The sequence below is a fragment of the Streptomyces sp. NPDC056628 genome, assembly GCF_042792555.1.
In the GTDB taxonomy this organism is placed as follows: domain Bacteria; phylum Actinomycetota; class Actinomycetes; order Streptomycetales; family Streptomycetaceae; genus Streptomyces.
Genome location: NZ_JBHTWG010000030.1, coordinates 1 through 18,179, shown reverse-complemented (window position 1 = coordinate 18,179; position 18,179 = coordinate 1). Strand labels below are relative to the sequence as shown.

Sequence of the window (18,179 nt, the reverse complement as noted above, 5' to 3'; positions counted from 1 at the left end):
CGCCGGTGTGACTCGGACCGTCAGCCGTCAGCCGTCAGCCGTCAGCCGTCAGCCGTCAGCCGTCAGCCGTCAGCCGTCAGCCGTCAGCCGTCAGGTAGGTCAGTGCGCCGTGTGCTGTGTGCTGTGCGGCCAGCCGCACGGGAGCGTTGGGCGCGCCGTAGCCGCGGTAGCCGTCGCGCTGGACGAGCTCGAAGAAGACCCGGCCGACGGTCAGGGTGTAGCAGTGCAGGAACTCGCCGTGCGCGTCGCGGTCGTAGAGGATGCCGAGTTCGCGGTACGTCTCCAGTTCGTCGTCCGCCGGCTCGTACCGCGCGGCCAGGTCGTCGTAGTAGTTGGCCGGGATCGGCAGCAGCCGGCCGCCCGCCTCGCGGAAGGCACGAGCGGCGGCGACCACGTCGTGCGTGGCGAGCGCGATGTGCTGGGCGTGCACGGTGTCGTCGCCAGGTGCCGCGCCGACGCCGAGGGCGATGCGGACCGCGCCGTCGGCGCCGGTGAGGGCCCTGCTGCGCATGAGGCCGTAGGGGTCGGCGACGTCGACGCTCTCCTGGGCGTGCAGGCCGAGGACGCCGCGGTGGAAGAGCGCGGCCTGGTCGAAGTGGTGCCAGGGCTGGGTGAGGGCGATGTGGTCGATGCGGCGCACGTGTGCCCCGTCGGGCGAGGCGGGCAGATCGGCGAAGTCACCGCGCCAGTCCGGGGTTCCGGGGTGGCCCGTGGCGCAGAAGAACAGTTCCGTGCCGTCGGGGGCCGCGACCGCGTCGAGCGGGGCGTCCCCGGGGGCGCGGCGGCGCGGCAGCACGGGGGCGAGCAGGGCCTCGGCGCGCCGGGCGGCGGCGGCCGGGTCCGGCGACTCCAGGCCGATCGCGGCGAGCCGGCTGCCGTCGCGGCGGGCCGCGCCCGCGGTGTTCACCAGGATGCGGGCCTCGCCGTGCTGCCACAGGTCGACCGGTTTGCTGCGATGCCGTCCGGCGCGGGTGAAGCCGAGGGCACCGAGCACGGCGCCGACCGGTTCGGCGTCGGGCGTCAGCAGTTCGGCGAAGGCGACGCCGGTGGGGACGACGGGCTCCGGCGGGGTGGCGGCGCCGACCGCCTCCTCCAGGAGGATCAGAGAGCGGCGGGCGTCCACGGCAGTGGGGCCGGCCTCGGCCTGGCGGAGGACGTCGTTGAAGACCTCCAGGGAGAGCGGCCCGTCGTACCCGGTGCGCAGGACGTGCCGCAGGAGTCCCGCGACGTCGAAGCCGCCCTGTCCGGGAAAGCAGCGGTGGTGGCGGCTCCACTGGAGGACGTCCATGGCCGGCAGCGGGGCGTCGGCGAGTTGGAGGAAGAAGATCTTCTCGCCGGGGATGTCCTCGATGGCCTTGGGATCGGTGCCCCGCGAGAGGATGTGGAAGCTGTCCAGGCAGGTCCCGAGAGCGGGATGGCCGGCGGCCTCGACGATGCTCCAGGCATGGGTGTAGGTGTGCACGTGCCGCCCCCAGGCCAGTGCCTCGTAGGCCACCTTGATCCCGAACTCCTGGGCGAGGTCGGCGAGTCGGCTCAGCTGGTCGGCGGCCAGCGCGTCGTCGTCCACGGCGAGCGGGTGCACGCTGGAGCAGACGAGGACGGTGTCGGCGCCGAGCCTGCGCATCAGCTCGAACTTGTGCCGGGCGCGGCGCAGGTTGCGGGCGAACTCGTCGGCGGGCACCGCCTCGACGTCCCTCATCGGCTGGTAGAGCTCGATGCCCAGGCCGAGGTCCGCGCAGCGGGCGCGGATCTCCTCGGGGGTCAGCGGACTGGCCAGCAGGTCGTTCTCGAAGATCTCCACACCGTCGAAGCCGGCCCGCGAGGCGGCCGTCAGCTTCTCGGTGAGTGCTCCGCTGAGGGAGACGGTGGCGATGGATGTGCGCATACCGATACCTCTTCCTGCCTGTGGCCTAGCGTCGGGTTCCGACGGCGCCCGCGAGTTCGGCCATGTCCGCGAGCATCCGCACGCAGTCGGGCTCGCGGCCGGTGAACAGGCGGAAGGCGTCGGCAGCCTGGAAGACCGCCATACCGCCGCCGTCCAGGACGGGGCAGCCGAGCGCACGGGCGGCGCGCAGCAGTTCGGTCTCCAGGGGGCGGTACACGACCTCGGCGACCCACAGTCCGGGATGCAGCAGACCGGCGGAGAGCGGCATGCCGGGGTGGGCCGCCATGCCGGTGGGCGTCGCGTTGACCAGTCCGTCGGCGCGGCTGAGGAGGGCGGGCAGTGCGTCGGATGCGGCGCCGGCCGCCCGATCGGTGCCGAAATGCCGGTTCAGCACGTCGGCGAGGCCCGCGGCGCGTTCGCCGAGCGGGTCGACGACGGTGATCCGACCGGCGCCCAGGGTCAGCAGGGCGTGCGCGACGGCCGCGCCCGCGCCGCCGGCACCCAGTTGGACGACGTGCTCCAGCGGCGCGTCGGGCAGGCCGCGGGCGAAGGAGGCAGCGAAGCCGGTGACGTCCGTGTTGTGCCCGACGGCCCGGCCGTGGTCGAAGACGACGGTGTTGACCGCGCCCAGGGCTTCGGCCTGGGGGGAGAGCGTGTCCAGGTGTGCGAGGACGGTCTGCTTGCAGGGGTGGGTGATGTTGAGCCCGTCGAAGCCGAGGTCGCGGGCGGACCGCACCAGGTCGCCCACCGCCTGGGGCGGCAGGTCGAGGCGGTCGATGTCGATGAGCCGGTACAGATAGCGCAGGCCCTGCCGTCCCGCCTCCCGCTCGTGCAGCGCCGGGCTGAGCGAGGGGCCGATGCCGGACCCGATCAGCCCGACGAGATACGAGTCCTTGGCGTCCTTGGCCACCGCGGGGACCTCCTGAGCGTTCGCAATGTACGAACTGGTGAGTTAGTCATAGCAGCTGTCGCGGGACCTTGGGAAGGGTCGACCCGGCGCCAGGGACGTGCGGGCTTCTACAATCACCGGCACGCGGGTGGGCCACCGGGGCGCGCTCACCCCTCGCCGAAGGAAGCCGATGACCAGCGTCGAAGAGCCGGCACGCAGCAACGCGCGGATCCGTGACGCCGCGCGCACCAGGGCCGAGATCCTCGACGTGGCGACACAGGAGTTCGCCCGGGCCGGCTACGACGGGGCCCGCGTGGACGAGATCGCCGCCCGCACCCGGACGACGAAGCGAATGATCTACTACTACTTCGGCGGCAAGGAGCAGCTGTTCACGGCCGTGCTGGAGCGGGCGTACACCGTGATCCGGGAGGCCGAGCAGGAGCTCGACGTCGAGCACCTGGACCCGGTCGCCGCCATCAGGCGCCTGGCGGAGCTGACCTTCGACCACCATGAGCAGCACCCGGACTTCATCCGGCTGGTCAGCATCGAGAACATCCACGGTGCCGCGCACATCGCCTCCTCGGAGAAGCTCGGCAAGATCGGCTCGCCGGCCCTGGACGTCATCCGCCGCATCCTGGAGTCGGGCCGGGAGTCCGGCCTGTTCACGGCCGAGGTCGACGCGGTCGACCTGCACGCGATGATCAGCTCCTTCTGCTTCTTCCGGGTCTCCAACCGCCACACCTTCGGCGCGCTCTTCGGCCGTGACCTGGTGGATCCGGCGCAGCGCGAGCACTACCGCGCGATGCTCGGCGACATGGTGATCGCCTACCTGACGGCGGAGCGCACGGCCGGCTGAGGCCGGGGCGCCACCGGCCCAAGTCGTCCGGTAGCGCCCCTTGACACCCGGGAAGCGTGGGCGCACCATCCGTAGCCATCGCTACTAACTATCCAGTGGGTTAATTAGCCGCAACCCGGCCCCTTCCCCTCCTGGTCTTCGTCGTTCCCGCTCACTCCGCCGACGTCACCGTCCCCCGAAGGAGCACCACTGTGTCCGTCCCCGTGCCCGACGCACCTCCCGGCCAGCCGAAAAAGGCGGCGACGGCCGCCTGGATCGGCAGCGCGCTGGAGTACTACGACTTCTTCATCTACGGCAGCGCGGCCGCGCTGATCTTCCCCGAGGTCTTCTTCGACGAGTCGGACCCGGCGACCGCGACTCTGCTGTCCTTGGCCACGTTCGGCGTGGCCTACGCCGCCCGGCCGGTCGGCGCGCTCTTCCTCGGGCACTTCGGAGACCGGCTGGGACGCAAGAAGATCATGGTCTTCACGCTGATCCTGATGGGCGTCTCGACATTCCTCATCGGTTGCCTTCCCACTCGCGACCAGGTCGGCGCCCTGGCCCCCGTCCTGCTGGTGCTGTGCCGGGTGCTCCAGGGCATCTCGGCGGCCGGCGAGCAGGCCAGCGCCAACTCGATGACCCTGGAACACGCACCGGCCCACCGGCGCGGCTTCTTCACCAGCTTCACCCTCAGCGGCACGCAGGGCGGGCAACTGCTGGCCACCCTGGTCTTCATCCCGGTGGCGGCGCTACCCGAGGAGCAGTTGATGTCGTGGGGCTGGCGCGTCCCGTTCTGGATGAGCGTCGCGGTCGCCGTCGTGGGCTACGTCATCCGCCGCAAGCTGGACGAGACGCCCGCCTTCGAGCAGCAGGCGGCCACCGAGGGCGTCGTGAAGCTGCCGCTCGCGGTGCTGATGCGGGAGCACTGGGCGGATGTGCTGCGCGTGGTCGCCGGCGCGCTGGTCGCCTCGGTCAGCACGATCTTCACGGTGTGGGCGCTGTCGTACGCCACCAGTGACTCGGTGGGGATGAGCAGGTCGTCGATGCTGTGGGTGGGGGCACTGGCCAACGTGGTCGCGCTCGTCGCGATCCCGCTGTGGGCGTCGCTGTCGGACCGGATCGGCCGTCGCCCGGTGTTCCTTGCGGGCGCCGCGGGCAGCGCGGTGACGATGTTCCTCTACCTGTGGGCGATCTCGACCGGGTCCTACCCGCTCACCCTGCTGCTCGGCATCCTGGCCTTCGGAGTGGTCTACAGCGCCGCGAACGGTGTGTGGCCCTCGTTCTACGGCGAGATGTTCTCGACCCGAGTCCGGCTGTCCGGTATGGCCATCGGCACGCAGATCGGCTTCGCCGTCGCGGGCTTCGCCGTCACCTTCGCCGCAGGGATCGCGGGCCCGGACGGGGACGACTGGAGCGCGGTGGGCCTCTTCACGGCCGCCCTGTGCGTGCCGCCGGTGGTGGCCGCGATCTGCGCCCGCGAGACGGCCGCCGTCCCGACAGAGCGGCTCGGCGAGCCCGCGCCGCGCGAGTCCGGGAAGCCAGAGCGGGTGACGGCCTGATCAGGCGGAGTCCGCGGGGCCGTTGGACAAGGCCCGCCCGCACAGCACGAGCCGGTACCCGTCCAGGTCCTGCGGGGTGACCTCCCACTCCGTCCAGTAGGGGTCGGGAGACAGCACCCTCCGTCCTCCCCACTTCTCCAAAGGGCGACCAGGTCGTCCGGCACGGGGCCGTCCACGTGAACCCACCGGGAGTCCTCCTCGGTGGGCCACGGCTCGACCGGCCGGGCGGGCTCGCGGACCAGCGCCAGTTGCCGGCCGACGTCCGGCCATCCGAGCATCAGCAGATCGTGCTCGCAGGGTCCCGGCCCGCGCGCCGCGCCATACGACGCTCCGGCCCAGCCCTTCCCTCCAGAACCGCTCCGCCGCCGCCAGGTCGCGGCAGGGGCGGGCGACACGGATGTCACCGCGGCCGACGATCCGGACGACGACTTCCGCCCCAGGTCCTCGACGGCCCGACGACCGTGCAGCACAGGCTGCGGCCACGGGCGCGGTCATCGGCCCTCCGCCCTGAGGCCCGGAGTCCTACGCCCCCGGGTGGCCCGTCAGTCGACAGCCCTTGGAATGCCGTACACCCGCTCGACCCGCAGCCGCAGGACCAGTCGCCGATCGCGCACCATGGCGGCCCGGAAGTCGTCCCAGTCGGGGTGCTCGCCCTGGACTTCCCGGTAGAGGCGCACGAGTTCCTCGACCGTGGCGTCGTAGGGGTCCCCGGCCACCGGCGTCAGCTCCGCGGTGCCCTCGGCGACCGCGTAGGCCCACCGGTCGGCGGTCGTGACGTGGTACGACGCCCGGGGATCGCGGCGCAGATTGCGGGTCTTGGCGCGGCTCTCGGTGAGGGACACGCGGATGACGTCCTCGTCCGGGTAGTACGCGTGGGTGACGTTCGACAGCTGCGGCCGACCGTCACGCTTGAGGGTGACCAGCACCCCGCCGTGGCCCTCGGAGAGCAGCGCGCGCAGAGCGTGGTGCGTGGCGTCCTGAGTCATGTATCCCTCAACCCCGTGGCGCGGCCTGCCCATTCCCGGGCCGGACCCGCGCGAGAAGTGGAAGGGGTCACCGCATGATCATCAAGGGTTGTGTGGACTCATGACGATCGGGTGGTGGCCCAGGTCGCAGCATGGACGGCGCCCGATTGCGGGCGATGTTCCAGCAGGCCAGGCCAGGCCAGCCCGGGGGCCGACCTCGACGTCGACGTCGACGACATCGTGCAGGACACCATGGTCGCGGTCATCCGCGCGCTGCCGGACCTGCGGAACGCGGCGAAGGTCCGCTTGTGGCTAGTGGCCATCGCGGTCCGTCAGCTGACCGACACCCGGCGCCGAGCCCCGTAAGGGCTCCAACGTGCTGACCATCAACCGCTCGGGGCACCCGGGAGCTCCCATCACGTTCACGGCGTATCCCGGGCACCGGCCGGTCCGAGCCCGGAGACGACCTGGAACGGCGTCAGCGTCTACGGCGCGTCCCACATCGTCGTCAAGAACCTGAAGGGCAAGGGCAACAACGCCGCCCTGTCCCTGGCCGACGCCGAACGCTGGTCGAGCAGGACCGACTCCACGTGCGACACCAACTGCGTAACCGTGGAGAGGAACCGGGCGTCCGGCTCCTCCCCCCACCATGTCGACATCACCGGCAATCTGGTGCACGACTGCGCAGGCAGCGGGTCGGCAGGTGGTGTTGCCGCTACGGGACCCGTCGGCGCAGCCGACCCTCGGTGGAGGTCGACCACGTCGGTTGCTGTCAGGTCAGGGGCATAGGCCCGTGTCCGAGTTGTAGTAGATGTCGATCGAACCGCTCCAGGTCATGCACTGGCCGGGCTCGGGAAGGTCCTTGTACACCGGTCCGGCATAGGTCGTGTAGGAACCGGCGTCCGTCGCCGGGTGGTTGCCGGTCGGCCAGGTGTCCAGCGTGACCTCCATGAACACGCGGGTGCCGGGCTTGTTGCGCACCGTCACAGCGCACCACTGCTTGTCGGTGGAGCTGTAGGCCACGTAGGTGGTGGCGGCCACGGTGGTCTGCGAGGACTTGATCGGCGTCGACGTGAAGACCTCGTAGCCGGCGCCGCACGCCCCGTTGTAGGCGCCGGCCGTGGCGGCCGATGCGGGAGTCGTCGCGGCGAGCGTGCCGCTCAGGGTCAGGACGGCAAGGGCGCCGGCGGTGGCTGCCTTGTGGCGGATCGACTTCATGGTGTTCCCCCTGGTGTGTCGTGGTGGGACGGCCGGTCGTGACCGTCCACACCAAGTGAGACAGGGCAGGCCCGCTGAGAGTTGTGGGCGCTTTTGTCGCGGTCCTGTCACCTGTGTAACGGGGGCCCGTTACGCCAACGGCGTCTTGTTTGCGGGTTCGTATGCACGTCACCCGTCCGTCTGCCGCCATCGCTGATGTGTTGAGCACCGGCCCCCGTAGCCATCCGTGAGCCATGCTCAAGATCTGTGGATCGAGCTCGGGGAGCACGCGAAGGGCGTACCTTCCCGAGTGATCGATTGATGGTCATCGAGTTGGCCGGTGTTCGCAGCACTGGTCGGGAAGGCGGCCCGTGCTCAGCGAAGTCAACGACGACGGCACCACCGCCGACGGCTCCGCCCTGACCGACGAGATCGTCCGGGAAAGCGCAAGAAGGATGCTGGCCGCCGCGCAGAAAGAGGAAGTCAACGCCGAAATATCCGAGTGGGACGACCAGCGCGACGCGAACGGCCGACGGCTCGTGGTCCGCAACGGCTACCACCGGCCCAGGAAGCTCACCACCGCGGTCGGCGCCGTCGAGGTGAAAGTGCCGCGGGTGAACGACAAGCTCGTCGACGAGGCCACCGGCGAGCGCAAACGGTTCTCCTCCGCGATCCTGCCTCCGTGGTGCCGCAAGTCCTCGAAGATCAGCGAGGTGCTGCTGCTCTACAGGCACGGCCTGTCCTCCGGCGACTTCGTACCCTCGCTGGAGCGATCCTTCGGCAGCTCGGCCGGATTGTCCCCGGCCACGGTCACCCGGCTGACGACGCATAGGCAGGCCGACCACGCCGCGTTCATGAGCCGCGACCTCGCGGAGGTCGACTACGTGTACACGTGGGCCGACGGCATCCACCTCAACGCCAGCCTGAATGAGGCTAAAGCCTGCGTCCTGGTGCTCACCGGGGTGCGCACCGACGGCTCCAAGGAACTGGTCGCGCTCAGGGGCCGCTACCGCAAATCGGGCGAGTCCTGGGCAGACCTGCTCCGGGGCTGCGCCCGCCGGGACATGCGCGCCCCAGTGCTCGCGGTCGGCGGCGACGCCCTGGGCTTATGGAAGGCCCTGGCCGAGGTGTTGCCCGCCACCCGCGAGCAGAGGTACTGGGTTCACCGGACGGCCAACGTCCTGGACGCCATGCCGAAGTCCGCACAGCCGGCCGAGTCCGCACAGCCGGCCGCGAAGAAGGCGATCCAGAACACCTACAACGCCGAGGACCGCGACCACGCCAAGGCAGCAGTGAAGACGTTCGCCAAGCGCTACGGCGCGAAGCCCTCAGAGGTAGTCAGGAAGACCACCGACAACCAGGAGGAGCTGCTGGCGTTCTTCGATTTTCCGGCCGAGCACTGGATCCACCTGCGGACCACGAATCCGATCGAGTCGAGCTTCTCCATCGTCCGGCCGCGGAGGCAGGTCACTCGTGGGGCCGGCCTCCGCATCGCCGCCCCGGCCATGGTCTTCAAGCTCGTCGAGTCCGCACAGGCCCGTTGGCGAGCGGTGAACGCGCCCCACCTCGTCGCCCTCGTCCGCGTCGGAGCCCGCTTCGAACACGGCCAGCTCGTCGAACGCCCCGGGGAGGTCTCCGCGTGAGCGACTCGTCGCACGGCATGCTGCACCACGTCGAGCTGTGGGTGCCGGACCTCCATCGTGCGCTCGCCTCACTCGGCTGGCTACTGCAGGCGCTGGGGTATGCCCTCTACCAAAGCTGGGAAGGCGGACACAGCTGGCGGCTCGGGCCGACCTACCTGGTCATCGAGCAGTCGTCGGCCCTCACCGCCGAAGAGCACGATCGCTGCCGCCCAGGGCTGAACCACCTGGCCTTCCACGTCGAAGACGCCACCACGGTCGAGAAGCTCGTGGCCAACGCCATCCAGCACGGCTGGCACCTGATGTTCCCCGAGCGGCATCCCTACGCCGGCGGCAGTCAGCACTACGCCGCCTACCTGGAGAACGACGACGGCTTCGAAGTCGAACTCGTGGCGATCAACTCACCTGGACGAAAGTGAGATCAATCGATTCATGGGTCTTGACGATCACTCGCGTTCGGACACGCGTGCGCCCTGACGTCCAGGTGACGCCGGTGGCTGAATACCGGGTTCGGGCTCACCATGGCCGGCCGCCCCGAAGCCCGGTCGATCAGGGCCTCGGCGACCGTGTGCAGCTTGACGTCGGTGCGCTGGGAGACCTTGCGCAGCACCTCGACCCGGCCGTCGGCGCTTTCCGAGGGGGGCGCGAGCAGAACGCCTATGGCCTGATCCACTGTCGCGTGGGAGCCGACAGCATGCTGCAACTGTGCGGTGTACAGCTCCAGGTCGGCGATAGCGGCGTCGTCACACCTTGCACCAGAAGGGGGACGCTGCGCGCGGGAGCTCGTCTTGACTGGTCTCCATAAGGGCGAGGTCTCCGGTACGCCTGCCCACCATCGCGTCAGCAAGACGCGCTCGCTGTGGCCTGAAGACTCACCGCTCCCAGTAGGGACTCAGGGGTAGGCCATCGTTGCAGCGGGGTCGGGGCTCGGTCCGGCCGGCCGGCTGCGATTGCCGTGCCAGTCCAGTATGAGCACCGTGGCGTCGTCCTCGAGGTTGCCGTGGCAGGCGTCGAGCACCGCGGCGGTCAGGCTCCGGACGGCTTCTCGCGGGTGCAGTGCGCGGGTGTCGTGAACGACCGAGCCCAGGTCGACGGCCGCGGCACCGCGCTCCTGCATGCCGTCGGTGAGCAGGACCAGGCGGTCCCCGGGACGCAACTGCAGTTCCTGTAGGCGGTAGGGGGTGGGTGCCGCCACACCGAAGGGCAGGTTGACGGCGAGTTTCACCTCTTCGACGGCGTTGTCACGCAGCAGCAGCGGCCGGGGGTGGCCGGCGTTGACCATTTCGCACAGGCCCGTTTCGAGGTCGACGCACAGCAGCTGTCCGGTGGCCAGGCCGCTGCTGTGGCTCAGCAGGGCCTGATGGGCGTGGTGGGCCTGCTTGAGGGCGTCGCAGCCGCTGCGGCGTGCCCGCCGCAGCGCGCTGACCAGCAAGGTGGCAAGAAGCGCGGAGTTGGTGTCGTGGCCCATGGCGTCGGTGATGGACAGGTGCAGGGTGTCGCGGTCGAGGGTGTAGTCGTAGGTGTCGCCACCGATGTCGTCGGCCGGGACCAGCCCGGCGGCCAGAGTGAACTGGGCGGCCTCGCAGCAGGGGGCCGAGGGAAGCAACTGGTGCTGGATCTCCGCGGCCAGGCTGGTGTCGGTGGTGCGCCGGCCCAAGTGGTACAGGTCGGTGAAGCGCCCGTCTGTGACGATGATGTAGGCCAGGGTGTGGGCCGCGTCGCGGACCTGTCGCAGCACGATGTCGTCTGCGGACTGCAGGGTCACCTCCAGGACGCCGATGCAGTCGCCCCGGTTGGTGACCGGCGTGATGACGCGCCATCCGCCCTGGCCGTCCGGTTCCACGTGCTGGCGCTGGCTCTGCAGCACGCTGTCGTAGACGCTGTCCCGCAGGTCGATGAGCTCGCCTGGGACGGTGACCTCGTTGCCGGCCGCCGCGAGGCGTACCAGCCGCTGGCCGATGAGGTCGACGAACAGGAAGGACACGGCCTCGGCACCGAACCGCTTCTGCAGGTCGTGTGCCACCACGTCGACGGACTCACCGGGCGGGGCCGCTTCGGCGGCGGCCAGCAACTCGCCCAGTTCCAGATCTCCACCCTTCACAGCAACCTCCTTTCGGTTGCTGCACCTTCTTCCCCGAGTCTGCGCAACCTCACAATTCTGTCGATTTTACCTGGCCAGAGCGGTGTTCCATATCGGTGCGAGCACGTCCAGCCTCCCTCAGGCGGCGTTCGTGGGCGATCGTGCGGCCGGTGCGTCGGCGGACCTGGGACGCAGAGGAAACAGCATGTCGACTGCAGGGGGAGCGAGCCGGGAACGGGCGGATGGCGCTCCGGTGCACGGTGGTTGCTCGACGCGGTGCTGGTGCGGCCCTCGGCCAGGTTTGGTTGCCAGTGGAGGGGGCGACGCCCGATCTCAAAAGTTGACGCCCATGTGTTCGAACGAAAGATCATTACGGGACAAGTCCTGCTTCCACGTAGGTCGATGGAAGGGGGGCGGAAGCTCCCCGCGCACGCCACTTCCGGTCCGCGCGCGACGGCGTCAGGGGCGTCTCGCAGTCTGAGCGCCCGTCGGCGGCCGCCTCTTCGGCTCCGACGCAGCAGCGAGGCCCTAGGAGGGCGGTATGACACCTGATGCCTGATTCCTCGTTTCGTGCAGGGCAGGCGGGCGGGTCGTGGCGTCGCCGGTCGGCTATGGCCGGGGCTGGGTGAACAAGCCTGGCTCGGTCTCGGCCAGGATCCCGCGGTCGGCCAGCCGCTTGAGCTTGAAGCGGACGTTGTCGATGTTGTTGGGCGCGACTGGCAGGCCCGTCGCCTCGCACACCTGCCGGGCCGCAGCGCGTGGTCGGCGGCGGTGAACACCGCCATGATCGGCTGATAGGCTGGATGATCCGGCAATTTGGGTGCCCGTAGCGCGGGCGGTTGCGGGTCGGGCAGCCCCAGCAGTGACTTTCGGGTGATCCGGACTTCTTCGGCGGCCCGGCTGAGTTCGTCGAGCCGTGCGGTCAGATGCGTGACCTGTTCCCACATCGTCTCGGCCCGCGCGGTGATCGCCCGTTCCTGCTCATCCAGCCGTGCCAGCATCGCCCCGAGGGTCAGTTCCCGCCCGTCATGCGGAGTGCCAGGCGGGTACTTCTACACCTGGCATGATGACGGCATCGCCCTGTACCGCTTCGTCGACTCGACGACGAACACTTGCCGTACGAGAGGCGGATGGACGCCCCCGGACACGTCAGCGTCGAGCAGCTGCGGCCCAGGCCGCCGGGCTCGGCTTCTTCGCGGCCCGCGCCCTGGTCGTCCTAGCCGGGCGCGCGTACGTCGACGCCGTCACCGCCGTACGGCCGGACGCCCTGCGCCCCTGGACGGATGCTGCGGCATCGGCGAGCAGCGCTCACGCCTCGCCCGCCCGGCTGCTGCCGATGATCCGCTCGGCCTGGCCCGGACCTTCGCAGCTTGCCCAGCGTCGTCACCGCCCGGTTAGGTACTGGATGCGTGCACCGTGGACGCCGGCGGGATGCTCTCGGAAGAAGCCGGTAACTTACCGAGGACCGCTGCATCGTTCGAGCTCGTGGCCGCCGAAGCGGTGGACCTCGTAGCCGGAAAGCTTCAACTGCCGATCTTCCGCCACCATCTGGGCATACAGCTCGCGGTTCGCCTTGGAGTTGACGGCCCCGCCAGCTTTTCAGGTGAGCGATGCCGTGTTCGACCCGGATGCGGCGTGAGGAGTGGGCATTGCGCTGTCGTTCATGTATCAACGCCACCCGCAGGACATCGCCCTGTTGCGCCCCTTAACCTGTCACCCCCGTTCACTGATCCGGGCCCGGGCGCTGGCGCTGGCCGCTCTGCGACTGATGGGTGCACTGTCCTACGACGAACTGATGCCGTTCGCCGGCGACCCCGACCCTCTGGTCCGCAGCACCGCCGACCGCGCGCTGCGGCGCAGGTCCCAGAAGTCGAACTCGGGGAGCCCGGTGACATCGCGCCTCGTACAGGGACTGTCCCTGCAGGGCGAGTATTCGATCGATCCAAAGTCGGCGAAACCGTCCCGAGCCTCAGCGAAATCCCTAGCATCTGACAATGCGCACAACTCCTACACTGCTGCGGGCCTTTCGTCCTTCTGTCCAAGAGCGTCTGTACGACTTCTACGACGAGCTGCGAAGTGCCGACGACCTCTTCTTCGACCGTCATCTGGACGCCTGGATCGCGACCTCGCACGCACTGGTCAGCAGTGCCGCGGCCGATCCGAGGCTGTCGTCGGTGCGCTACCCCGACATCAGTGCCGTCTGCGAGGAACTGCGCCCGCTGGCGGAAGTCCTGAGTCGGCAGATGCTCTACAGCGACGCTCCCGACCACACCCGGCTGCGGTCCCTGATCGGCAAGTCGTTCACACCCCGGGCGGTGGCGTCGCTGCGCCCCCGGATCGAGGAAACAGTCGACCGGCTCCTCCTGCGGGCTGCGCCCACTGGCCGGATGGACGTCATGGCCGACCTGGCCCGTCCTCTGCCTCTCACCGTGATCTGCGACCTGATCGGCGTGCCTGAGCAGGACCGCCCTGCCCTCGCCGCCTGGTCGGCCCCGGTCGCCGAGGCCATCGGCAACTCCCGCCTCGACGCCGACGCCCATCGCACGGCCTCGCAGAGCATGGCGTCCACACTCGACTACCTCCGCACCCTCCTCTCACATCAGGACACCTCCACTCCGCACACCCTGGGCCGACTGCTGAGCACACAGGCGCAGCAAACCGACCAGGACCTCGACGAACTCCTCGCCAACTGCGCCCTGCTCCTCATCGCCGGCCACGAGACCACCACCCACTTCATCGGCAACTCAACTCTCGCTCTGCTGCGCCACCCGCACGCCGCCGACCGGTTGCGTAAGCGCCCCGACCTGATGCCCGCCGCCGTCGAGGAACTTCTGCGCTACGACGCCCCGGTGCATCTGCTGCTCCGACGAGCACGCCATGACCTCGAACTGGCGGGACGCACCATCGCTGCGGGGCAGACCGTGCTCCTTGTGTCCGGCGCCGCCAACCGCGACCCCGCCGTCTTTCAGGACCCTCACGTTCTGGATCTCGAGCGGTCCGGCACACGGCACATCGCGTTCGGACACGGTCCTCACTTCTGCCTCGGCGCGGCGCTGGCCCGGCTCGAAGGCGAGGTCGCGCTCGGCGCACTGCTCACCCGGTTCCCCGACCTCCGTCTCGACGGCCCTGAACCGCAGTGGCAGCGCAGTCTCAACTTCCGTGGCCTCACGCGCCTGGACGTCAGCTTCACCCCGGCAGGTGGATGAGCGCAGCAGGGGCCGCAGGACCGCCCGCCGGGGCGCCTGCGCACGCCCGTGACCACGCGGCGCAACACGCCCTCACTACATGCGGGTTGGCCGAGGAAGACAGAAGCCCTTGCCGGGGAAGCGTGCTGTGCCGACTGCGTGGGGCAGGCCACAGTTCTGCTCGCCGCTGGCCCGTAGGGTCGCGGGTATGAGTGACGACCAGCAGCAGGAACAGGCCACTGAGGGCGCCTGGGGGAGGATCGAGGCGTGGCTGAAGCAGAACGCTCCGCGCTCCCACCGGTTGCTCCCCCCGCCCGCACCAGAAGCCGACATCCACGCGGTTGAGCAGGAACTCGACCTCATCATCCCACCGGGACTGCGGGCGTTCTATCGCCTCCGCAACGGCACCGGTCACCCCGCCGACTTCGGCTGGACACTCGAACCTGAGACCGCACTCCACCAGCAAGGGGAGGGAACAGCCTGGCTGTTGCCGATGAAGCACGCGATCCCTCCCGTGGAGCAACTGCCGTACTGGGATGAAGGTCCCCACACCATCGGCATGCCGGCCGACCCCGCGATGCGCTACCTCGCCTTCGCCGCGACCGACCGCAGCGGCCTGTACGGGCTGTTCACGGACTGCACCCCAGGACCCGGCTACGGACGGATCGGAACCTTCGAAGAGGCCGGCATTCCCGAACTGGGGGTGTGGCTGTCGTTCGCCGACTACCTCATCGAAGTCGCCGACGCACTGTATGAGAACCGTGGTGTGGAGTACGCGGACGGGCGCCAGGACAGGACCGTGCCCGGTCTCGTCGATCGGGCCCTGGTGTGGGACGGACCTGTGTATCCGCTGGACCCGGACTGGGAACGCTTCGCGTAGCGCTGTGGCCGGAACACCATGCGGTGTTCCGGCCGCGGGATCGGTCCGTCAACGGTCAGTCAGCCGACGTTCTTCCATGCACAGACTGTGTCGGCGATCTTGCAGGGCTCGAAGCCGGGATCGCTGATGAAGAACCCGTCCTTGTCGAGGAGACGCGTCTGCGGGACGAACTTGATGCCGAAGTCGAGAAACGCGCCTTCGTTCTGGTCTTGCGGCACCAAGGCGCGACCGCACTTCGCGTTCCACTTCCGCACGAGTTCACCGTTCCCGACCAGCAAAAACCCAGCTCTAGGCCCCGACGGGGCACTGACCCCGGCCCGCCGAGCACCTCGGCCTCCCCGCGAGGCCGGGGCCCGAGTCATGCCGGCGCCCCTGTGGACGCGCAGCCCCGCGCCATGTGCAGGTAAAAACTCACGGCGCTCAACCCGTTGACGTACATACCGTCCGGTCAGTACGTTCCCCGGAACCCGGGCCACCGCTTCACCGTTCCCTCTGATTCGCCCCGTTCCGCCTGTTCCGTCCCCGAACCCATCGGAGCGCGCACCGCATGGACACCGCACCTTCCGCCCAGCCGCTCACCTCCACCACTCTCGCGGCCCCCAACCGCCGCCGGGTCGCCACGGCAGCCGCCTTGGCCTCGGCCGTCGAGTGGTACGACTACTTCGTCTTCGGCATCGCCGCGGCCTTGGTCCTCGGCGATCTGTACTTCCCGGCCGGGAGTCCCACCGCCGGGGTCCTCGCGGCCTTCGCCACCTTCGCCGTCGGCTTCCTGGCCCGTCCGCTCGGCGGCATCGTCGCCGGTCAGCTCGGCGACAAGCGCGGCCGCAAGCCCATGCTGGTGCTCGCGCTCACCCTGATGGGCGTGGCCACCATCGGCATCGGCCTGCTCCCGACGTACGAGACGATCGGCGTCGCCGCCCCGATCCTGCTCGTCCTGCTCCGCGTCGTGCAGGGCGTCGCCGTCGGCGCGCAGTGGGGCGGCGCGATGCTGCTGGCCACCGAGTACGCCCCTGAGGGCAAGCGCGGCGTCTACGGCAGCGTCGTCCAACTCGGCGTTCCCATCGGCGTGGTGAGCGCCAACAGCGTGTTCCTGCTGGCCGGCGCCTTCACCTCGGACAGCGCGTTCGCCTCCTGGGGCTGGCGCGTGCCCTTCCTGGTCGGGCTGCCCGTGCTCGCCCTCGCCTGGTACATCCACACCCGGGTGGAGGAGACCCCGGAGTTCCGGGAGGCCGAGCGGGCGCTGGCCGAGAAGGAGAGGGGCGAGAAGAACTCACCCCTGCGCACGGTCCTGCGCGGTCACCTCGGCACCGTGCTGCTGGCCGGCGGCTCCTTCGCGGTGAACACCGCGACGTTCTACATCATCATCACCGGCGTCCTGGACTACACGACCCGTGAACTGGGCATGGACAAGGGCGCTGTCCTCACCGTCTCCCTGTGCGTCAGCCTCACCCAGCTGGTGCTGATCCCCGCCTCCGCCGCCCTGTCCGACCGGCTCGGCCGGATCAGGATCTACGCGATCGGCGCGGTCGGCATCGCGCTGTGGGCCGTGCCAATGTTCCTGCTGATCGACACCGGGTCGCTGCTGTGGCTCGCGGTCAGCACGTTTGTCGCGAGCTGCTTCCTCAGCATCATGTATGGCCCCCAGGCGGCGCTGTTCGCCGAGCTATTCACTCCGGAGATGCGCTACACCGGAGCCTCCCTCGGCTACCAGATCGCCGCTGTCGCCGGCGGCGGGCTGGCACCGTTCGTCATGGTGCTGCTGCTGGAGGCGACAGGCACCTCGATGGCCGTCTCCGGCTACATCATCGGGCTGTCGCTGATCGCCCTGGCCTCCATCAAGGTCCTCGCGGACCGGGCCCGCTCACACTGAGCCGGCCGTCCGGCCGGGCCGCGGTTCCCCTGCCTCCGTCTGCTCCGGAGCCGGGACCGCGGCCGACGGGCCGTCGCCCCCGACCGGGCCTGGGCCGCGAGACCGCCACACCCGCCAGGCACAGGGCGCCGCCCACCAGCGTGAGCGGTCCCGGCACCTCGCCGAGCGCCAACCCGGACACCACTTCGAGGCCGCTGTCCGGGCATTGTCCGTGTTCAGGACGAGCGCCGCTTCGCCAGTACCCCGCCCCGGGAGAACTGGTCGTCCATCCCGCCGTTGGCCAGGACGTCCCCGCAGAAGACGGCATCGACCAGAACCGCACCGGAGCGTGGTTCCGCGCCGTGCCCTGCGCCTCAAGGGCGAGGCAGGCCGGGCGGAGGAACTGGCCGAGAGCAACCGTATCTGGACCGCGCTGTTCGCCGCCGTCAGTCACAACCTGCGCACCCCGTTCGCCGGCATCAAGGCCGCCATGACGTCGCTGCGGTCCCATGACGTCGAGTGGTGCGAGGAGGACGAGGCGGAGCTGCTGGAGGCCATCGAGGAGGGCGCCGACCGGCGCGACCAGTTGGTCGGCAACCTGCTCGGCATGTCCCGCCTGCAGACCGGCAGAGTCACACCCGTACTGCGCGAGACCGACCTCGACGAGGTCGTCCCCATGGCGCTCGGCGGGGTTCCCGGGGGCAGCGTCGAGCTGGACATCCCCGAGACACTGCCCGTGGTCCACGTGGACCGGGGACGCCTGGAGCGGGCCGGCCAATGTCGTCGAGAACGCCGTCAAGCACAGCCCAACGGGGGAGAAGGCGTTGGTCTTCGCCAGTGCCCGCGGCGACCGGGTCGACGTGCGGGTCGTCGACCGCGGCCCCGGAGTACCGGACGAGGCCAAGGCACGCATCTTCGAACCGTTCCAGCGCCACGGCGACTCACCCCGCGGCGTGGGTGTCGGCCTCGGCTTCGCGGTCGCACGTCGCTTGGCCGAGGCCATTCGCGGCACCGTGCACGCCGAGGACGGAGGCTGAGGAACATCCATGTCAGATCGTGCGCTACGCCGACGTCAGCCCTGGTGGGCAACTGACGGAACGTCGGCGGCCGGATCCGCTTAAGACGTCATCTCATTTGGCTGAGTAGGCTGCTGGCTGTGGTGAGGATCGTTGAGCGGCTGGTGCCGGATGAGTTGTGGGAGCTGTTTCAGCGGGT

15 protein-coding genes and 2 pseudogenes are annotated in these 18,179 nt (G+C 69.7%); 9 read left to right on the top strand and 8 right to left on the bottom strand.

The window, feature by feature from the left end:
* Nucleotides 1–76 precede the first annotated feature (76 nt).
* Together ACFRAC_RS28135 and ACFRAC_RS28130 are read right to left on the bottom strand one after the other, a co-directional pair.
* On the bottom strand, nt 77–1,885 hold the full coding sequence (locus ACFRAC_RS28135) for a bifunctional sugar phosphate isomerase/epimerase/4-hydroxyphenylpyruvate dioxygenase family protein (RefSeq protein ID WP_382932794.1): 1,809 nt from the start codon (nt 1,883–1,885) through the stop codon (nt 77–79).
* 25 nt (nt 1,886–1,910) lie between these two features.
* A complete protein-coding gene (locus tag ACFRAC_RS28130) occupies nt 1,911–2,795 on the bottom strand; it encodes a shikimate dehydrogenase (RefSeq protein ID WP_382932788.1) in 885 nt (294 codons plus the stop codon).
* A 169-nt stretch (nt 2,796–2,964) separates the two neighbouring features.
* Here ACFRAC_RS28130 and ACFRAC_RS28125 point away from each other — a divergent pair, with 169 nt between their 5' ends.
* Nucleotides 2,965–3,630, top strand: coding sequence for a TetR family transcriptional regulator (locus tag ACFRAC_RS28125; protein WP_382932784.1), 666 nt, complete (start codon nt 2,965–2,967; stop codon nt 3,628–3,630).
* A gap of 191 nt (nt 3,631–3,821) precedes the next feature.
* Complete coding sequence (locus ACFRAC_RS28120) at nt 3,822–5,168, top strand: MFS transporter (protein WP_382932779.1); 1,347 nt, start codon at nt 3,822–3,824, stop codon at nt 5,166–5,168.
* Here the strand turns inward: ACFRAC_RS28120 and ACFRAC_RS28115 are convergent.
* Nucleotides 5,169–5,585 (bottom strand): annotated as a pseudogene (locus ACFRAC_RS28115) (VOC family protein). It lies immediately after the preceding gene.
* Nucleotides 5,586–5,710: 125 nt separating this feature from the next.
* Entirely contained in the window at nt 5,711–6,154 is a 444-nt protein-coding gene (locus tag ACFRAC_RS28110; RefSeq protein ID WP_382932774.1) for a PPOX class F420-dependent oxidoreductase, read from the bottom strand.
* A gap of 114 nt (nt 6,155–6,268) precedes the next feature.
* On the opposite strand from ACFRAC_RS28110, the gene ACFRAC_RS28105 reads away from it, so the two are divergent.
* Nucleotides 6,269–6,499: a sigma factor gene (locus ACFRAC_RS28105; protein ID WP_382932770.1), complete on the top strand. Its 231-nt coding sequence runs from the start codon at nt 6,269–6,271 to the stop codon at nt 6,497–6,499.
* A gap of 411 nt (nt 6,500–6,910) precedes the next feature.
* Here the strand turns inward: ACFRAC_RS28105 and ACFRAC_RS28100 are convergent, their stop codons facing one another.
* Entirely contained in the window at nt 6,911–7,351 is a 441-nt protein-coding gene (locus tag ACFRAC_RS28100; protein WP_382932764.1) for a hypothetical protein, read from the bottom strand.
* A gap of 350 nt (nt 7,352–7,701) precedes the next feature.
* On the opposite strand from ACFRAC_RS28100, the gene ACFRAC_RS28095 reads away from it, so the two are divergent.
* Both ACFRAC_RS28095 and ACFRAC_RS28090 read left to right on the top strand, forming a co-directional pair.
* Nucleotides 7,702–8,973, top strand: coding sequence for an IS256 family transposase (locus tag ACFRAC_RS28095; protein ID WP_382932761.1), 1,272 nt, complete (start codon nt 7,702–7,704; stop codon nt 8,971–8,973).
* A gap of 17 nt (nt 8,974–8,990) precedes the next feature.
* A complete protein-coding gene (locus tag ACFRAC_RS28090; RefSeq protein ID WP_382933113.1) occupies nt 8,991–9,389 on the top strand; it encodes a VOC family protein in 399 nt (132 codons plus the stop codon).
* Between the two features lie 11 nt (nt 9,390–9,400).
* On the opposite strand, the gene ACFRAC_RS28085 is transcribed toward ACFRAC_RS28090, so the two are convergent.
* Both ACFRAC_RS28085 and ACFRAC_RS28080 read right to left on the bottom strand, forming a co-directional pair.
* Complete coding sequence (locus ACFRAC_RS28085) at nt 9,401–9,673, bottom strand: ANTAR domain-containing protein (protein WP_382932756.1); 273 nt, start codon at nt 9,671–9,673, stop codon at nt 9,401–9,403.
* 189 nt (nt 9,674–9,862) lie between these two features.
* Entirely contained in the window at nt 9,863–11,071 is a 1,209-nt protein-coding gene (locus ACFRAC_RS28080) for a PP2C family protein-serine/threonine phosphatase (protein WP_382932752.1), read from the bottom strand.
* A 1,973-nt stretch (nt 11,072–13,044) separates the two neighbouring features.
* Between ACFRAC_RS28080 and ACFRAC_RS28075 the strand changes: the two genes are divergently transcribed.
* Both ACFRAC_RS28075 and ACFRAC_RS28070 read left to right on the top strand, forming a co-directional pair.
* Nucleotides 13,045–14,256 (top strand): cytochrome P450, encoded by a 1,212-nt coding sequence (locus ACFRAC_RS28075; RefSeq protein ID WP_382932747.1) that lies wholly within the window; start codon nt 13,045–13,047, stop codon nt 14,254–14,256.
* A gap of 187 nt (nt 14,257–14,443) precedes the next feature.
* Nucleotides 14,444–15,115 (top strand): SMI1/KNR4 family protein, encoded by a 672-nt coding sequence (locus tag ACFRAC_RS28070; RefSeq protein ID WP_382932740.1) that lies wholly within the window; start codon nt 14,444–14,446, stop codon nt 15,113–15,115.
* Nucleotides 15,116–15,174: 59 nt separating this feature from the next.
* On the opposite strand, the gene ACFRAC_RS28065 is transcribed toward ACFRAC_RS28070, so the two are convergent.
* Nucleotides 15,175–15,369 (bottom strand): hypothetical protein, encoded by a 195-nt coding sequence (locus ACFRAC_RS28065; protein WP_382932733.1) that lies wholly within the window; start codon nt 15,367–15,369, stop codon nt 15,175–15,177.
* A gap of 293 nt (nt 15,370–15,662) precedes the next feature.
* Here ACFRAC_RS28065 and ACFRAC_RS28060 point away from each other — a divergent pair, with 293 nt between their 5' ends.
* Nucleotides 15,663–16,985 (top strand): MFS transporter, encoded by a 1,323-nt coding sequence (locus ACFRAC_RS28060; protein WP_382932731.1) that lies wholly within the window; start codon nt 15,663–15,665, stop codon nt 16,983–16,985.
* A gap of 349 nt (nt 16,986–17,334) precedes the next feature.
* A pseudogene (locus ACFRAC_RS28055) lies at nt 17,335–17,992 on the top strand (sensor histidine kinase); the annotation flags it as partial.
* Nucleotides 17,993–18,179 lie beyond the last annotated feature (187 nt).

Coding starts and splice junctions, on each gene's coding strand:
- ACFRAC_RS28135 (WP_382932794.1), bottom strand. CDS start 1,885: ATGCGCACATCCATCGCCACCGTCTCCCTCAGCGGAGCACTCACCGAG.
- ACFRAC_RS28125 (WP_382932784.1), top strand. CDS start 2,965: ATGACCAGCGTCGAAGAGCCGGCACGCAGCAACGCGCGGATCCGTGAC.
- ACFRAC_RS28110 (WP_382932774.1), bottom strand. CDS start 6,154: ATGACTCAGGACGCCACGCACCACGCTCTGCGCGCGCTGCTCTCCGAG.
- ACFRAC_RS28100 (WP_382932764.1), bottom strand. CDS start 7,351: ATGAAGTCGATCCGCCACAAGGCAGCCACCGCCGGCGCCCTTGCCGTC.
- ACFRAC_RS28090 (WP_382933113.1), top strand. CDS start 8,991: ATGCTGCACCACGTCGAGCTGTGGGTGCCGGACCTCCATCGTGCGCTC.
- ACFRAC_RS28075 (WP_382932747.1), top strand. CDS start 13,045: ATGCGCACAACTCCTACACTGCTGCGGGCCTTTCGTCCTTCTGTCCAA.
- ACFRAC_RS28070 (WP_382932740.1), top strand. CDS start 14,444: ATGAGTGACGACCAGCAGCAGGAACAGGCCACTGAGGGCGCCTGGGGG.
- ACFRAC_RS28060 (WP_382932731.1), top strand. CDS start 15,663: ATGGACACCGCACCTTCCGCCCAGCCGCTCACCTCCACCACTCTCGCG.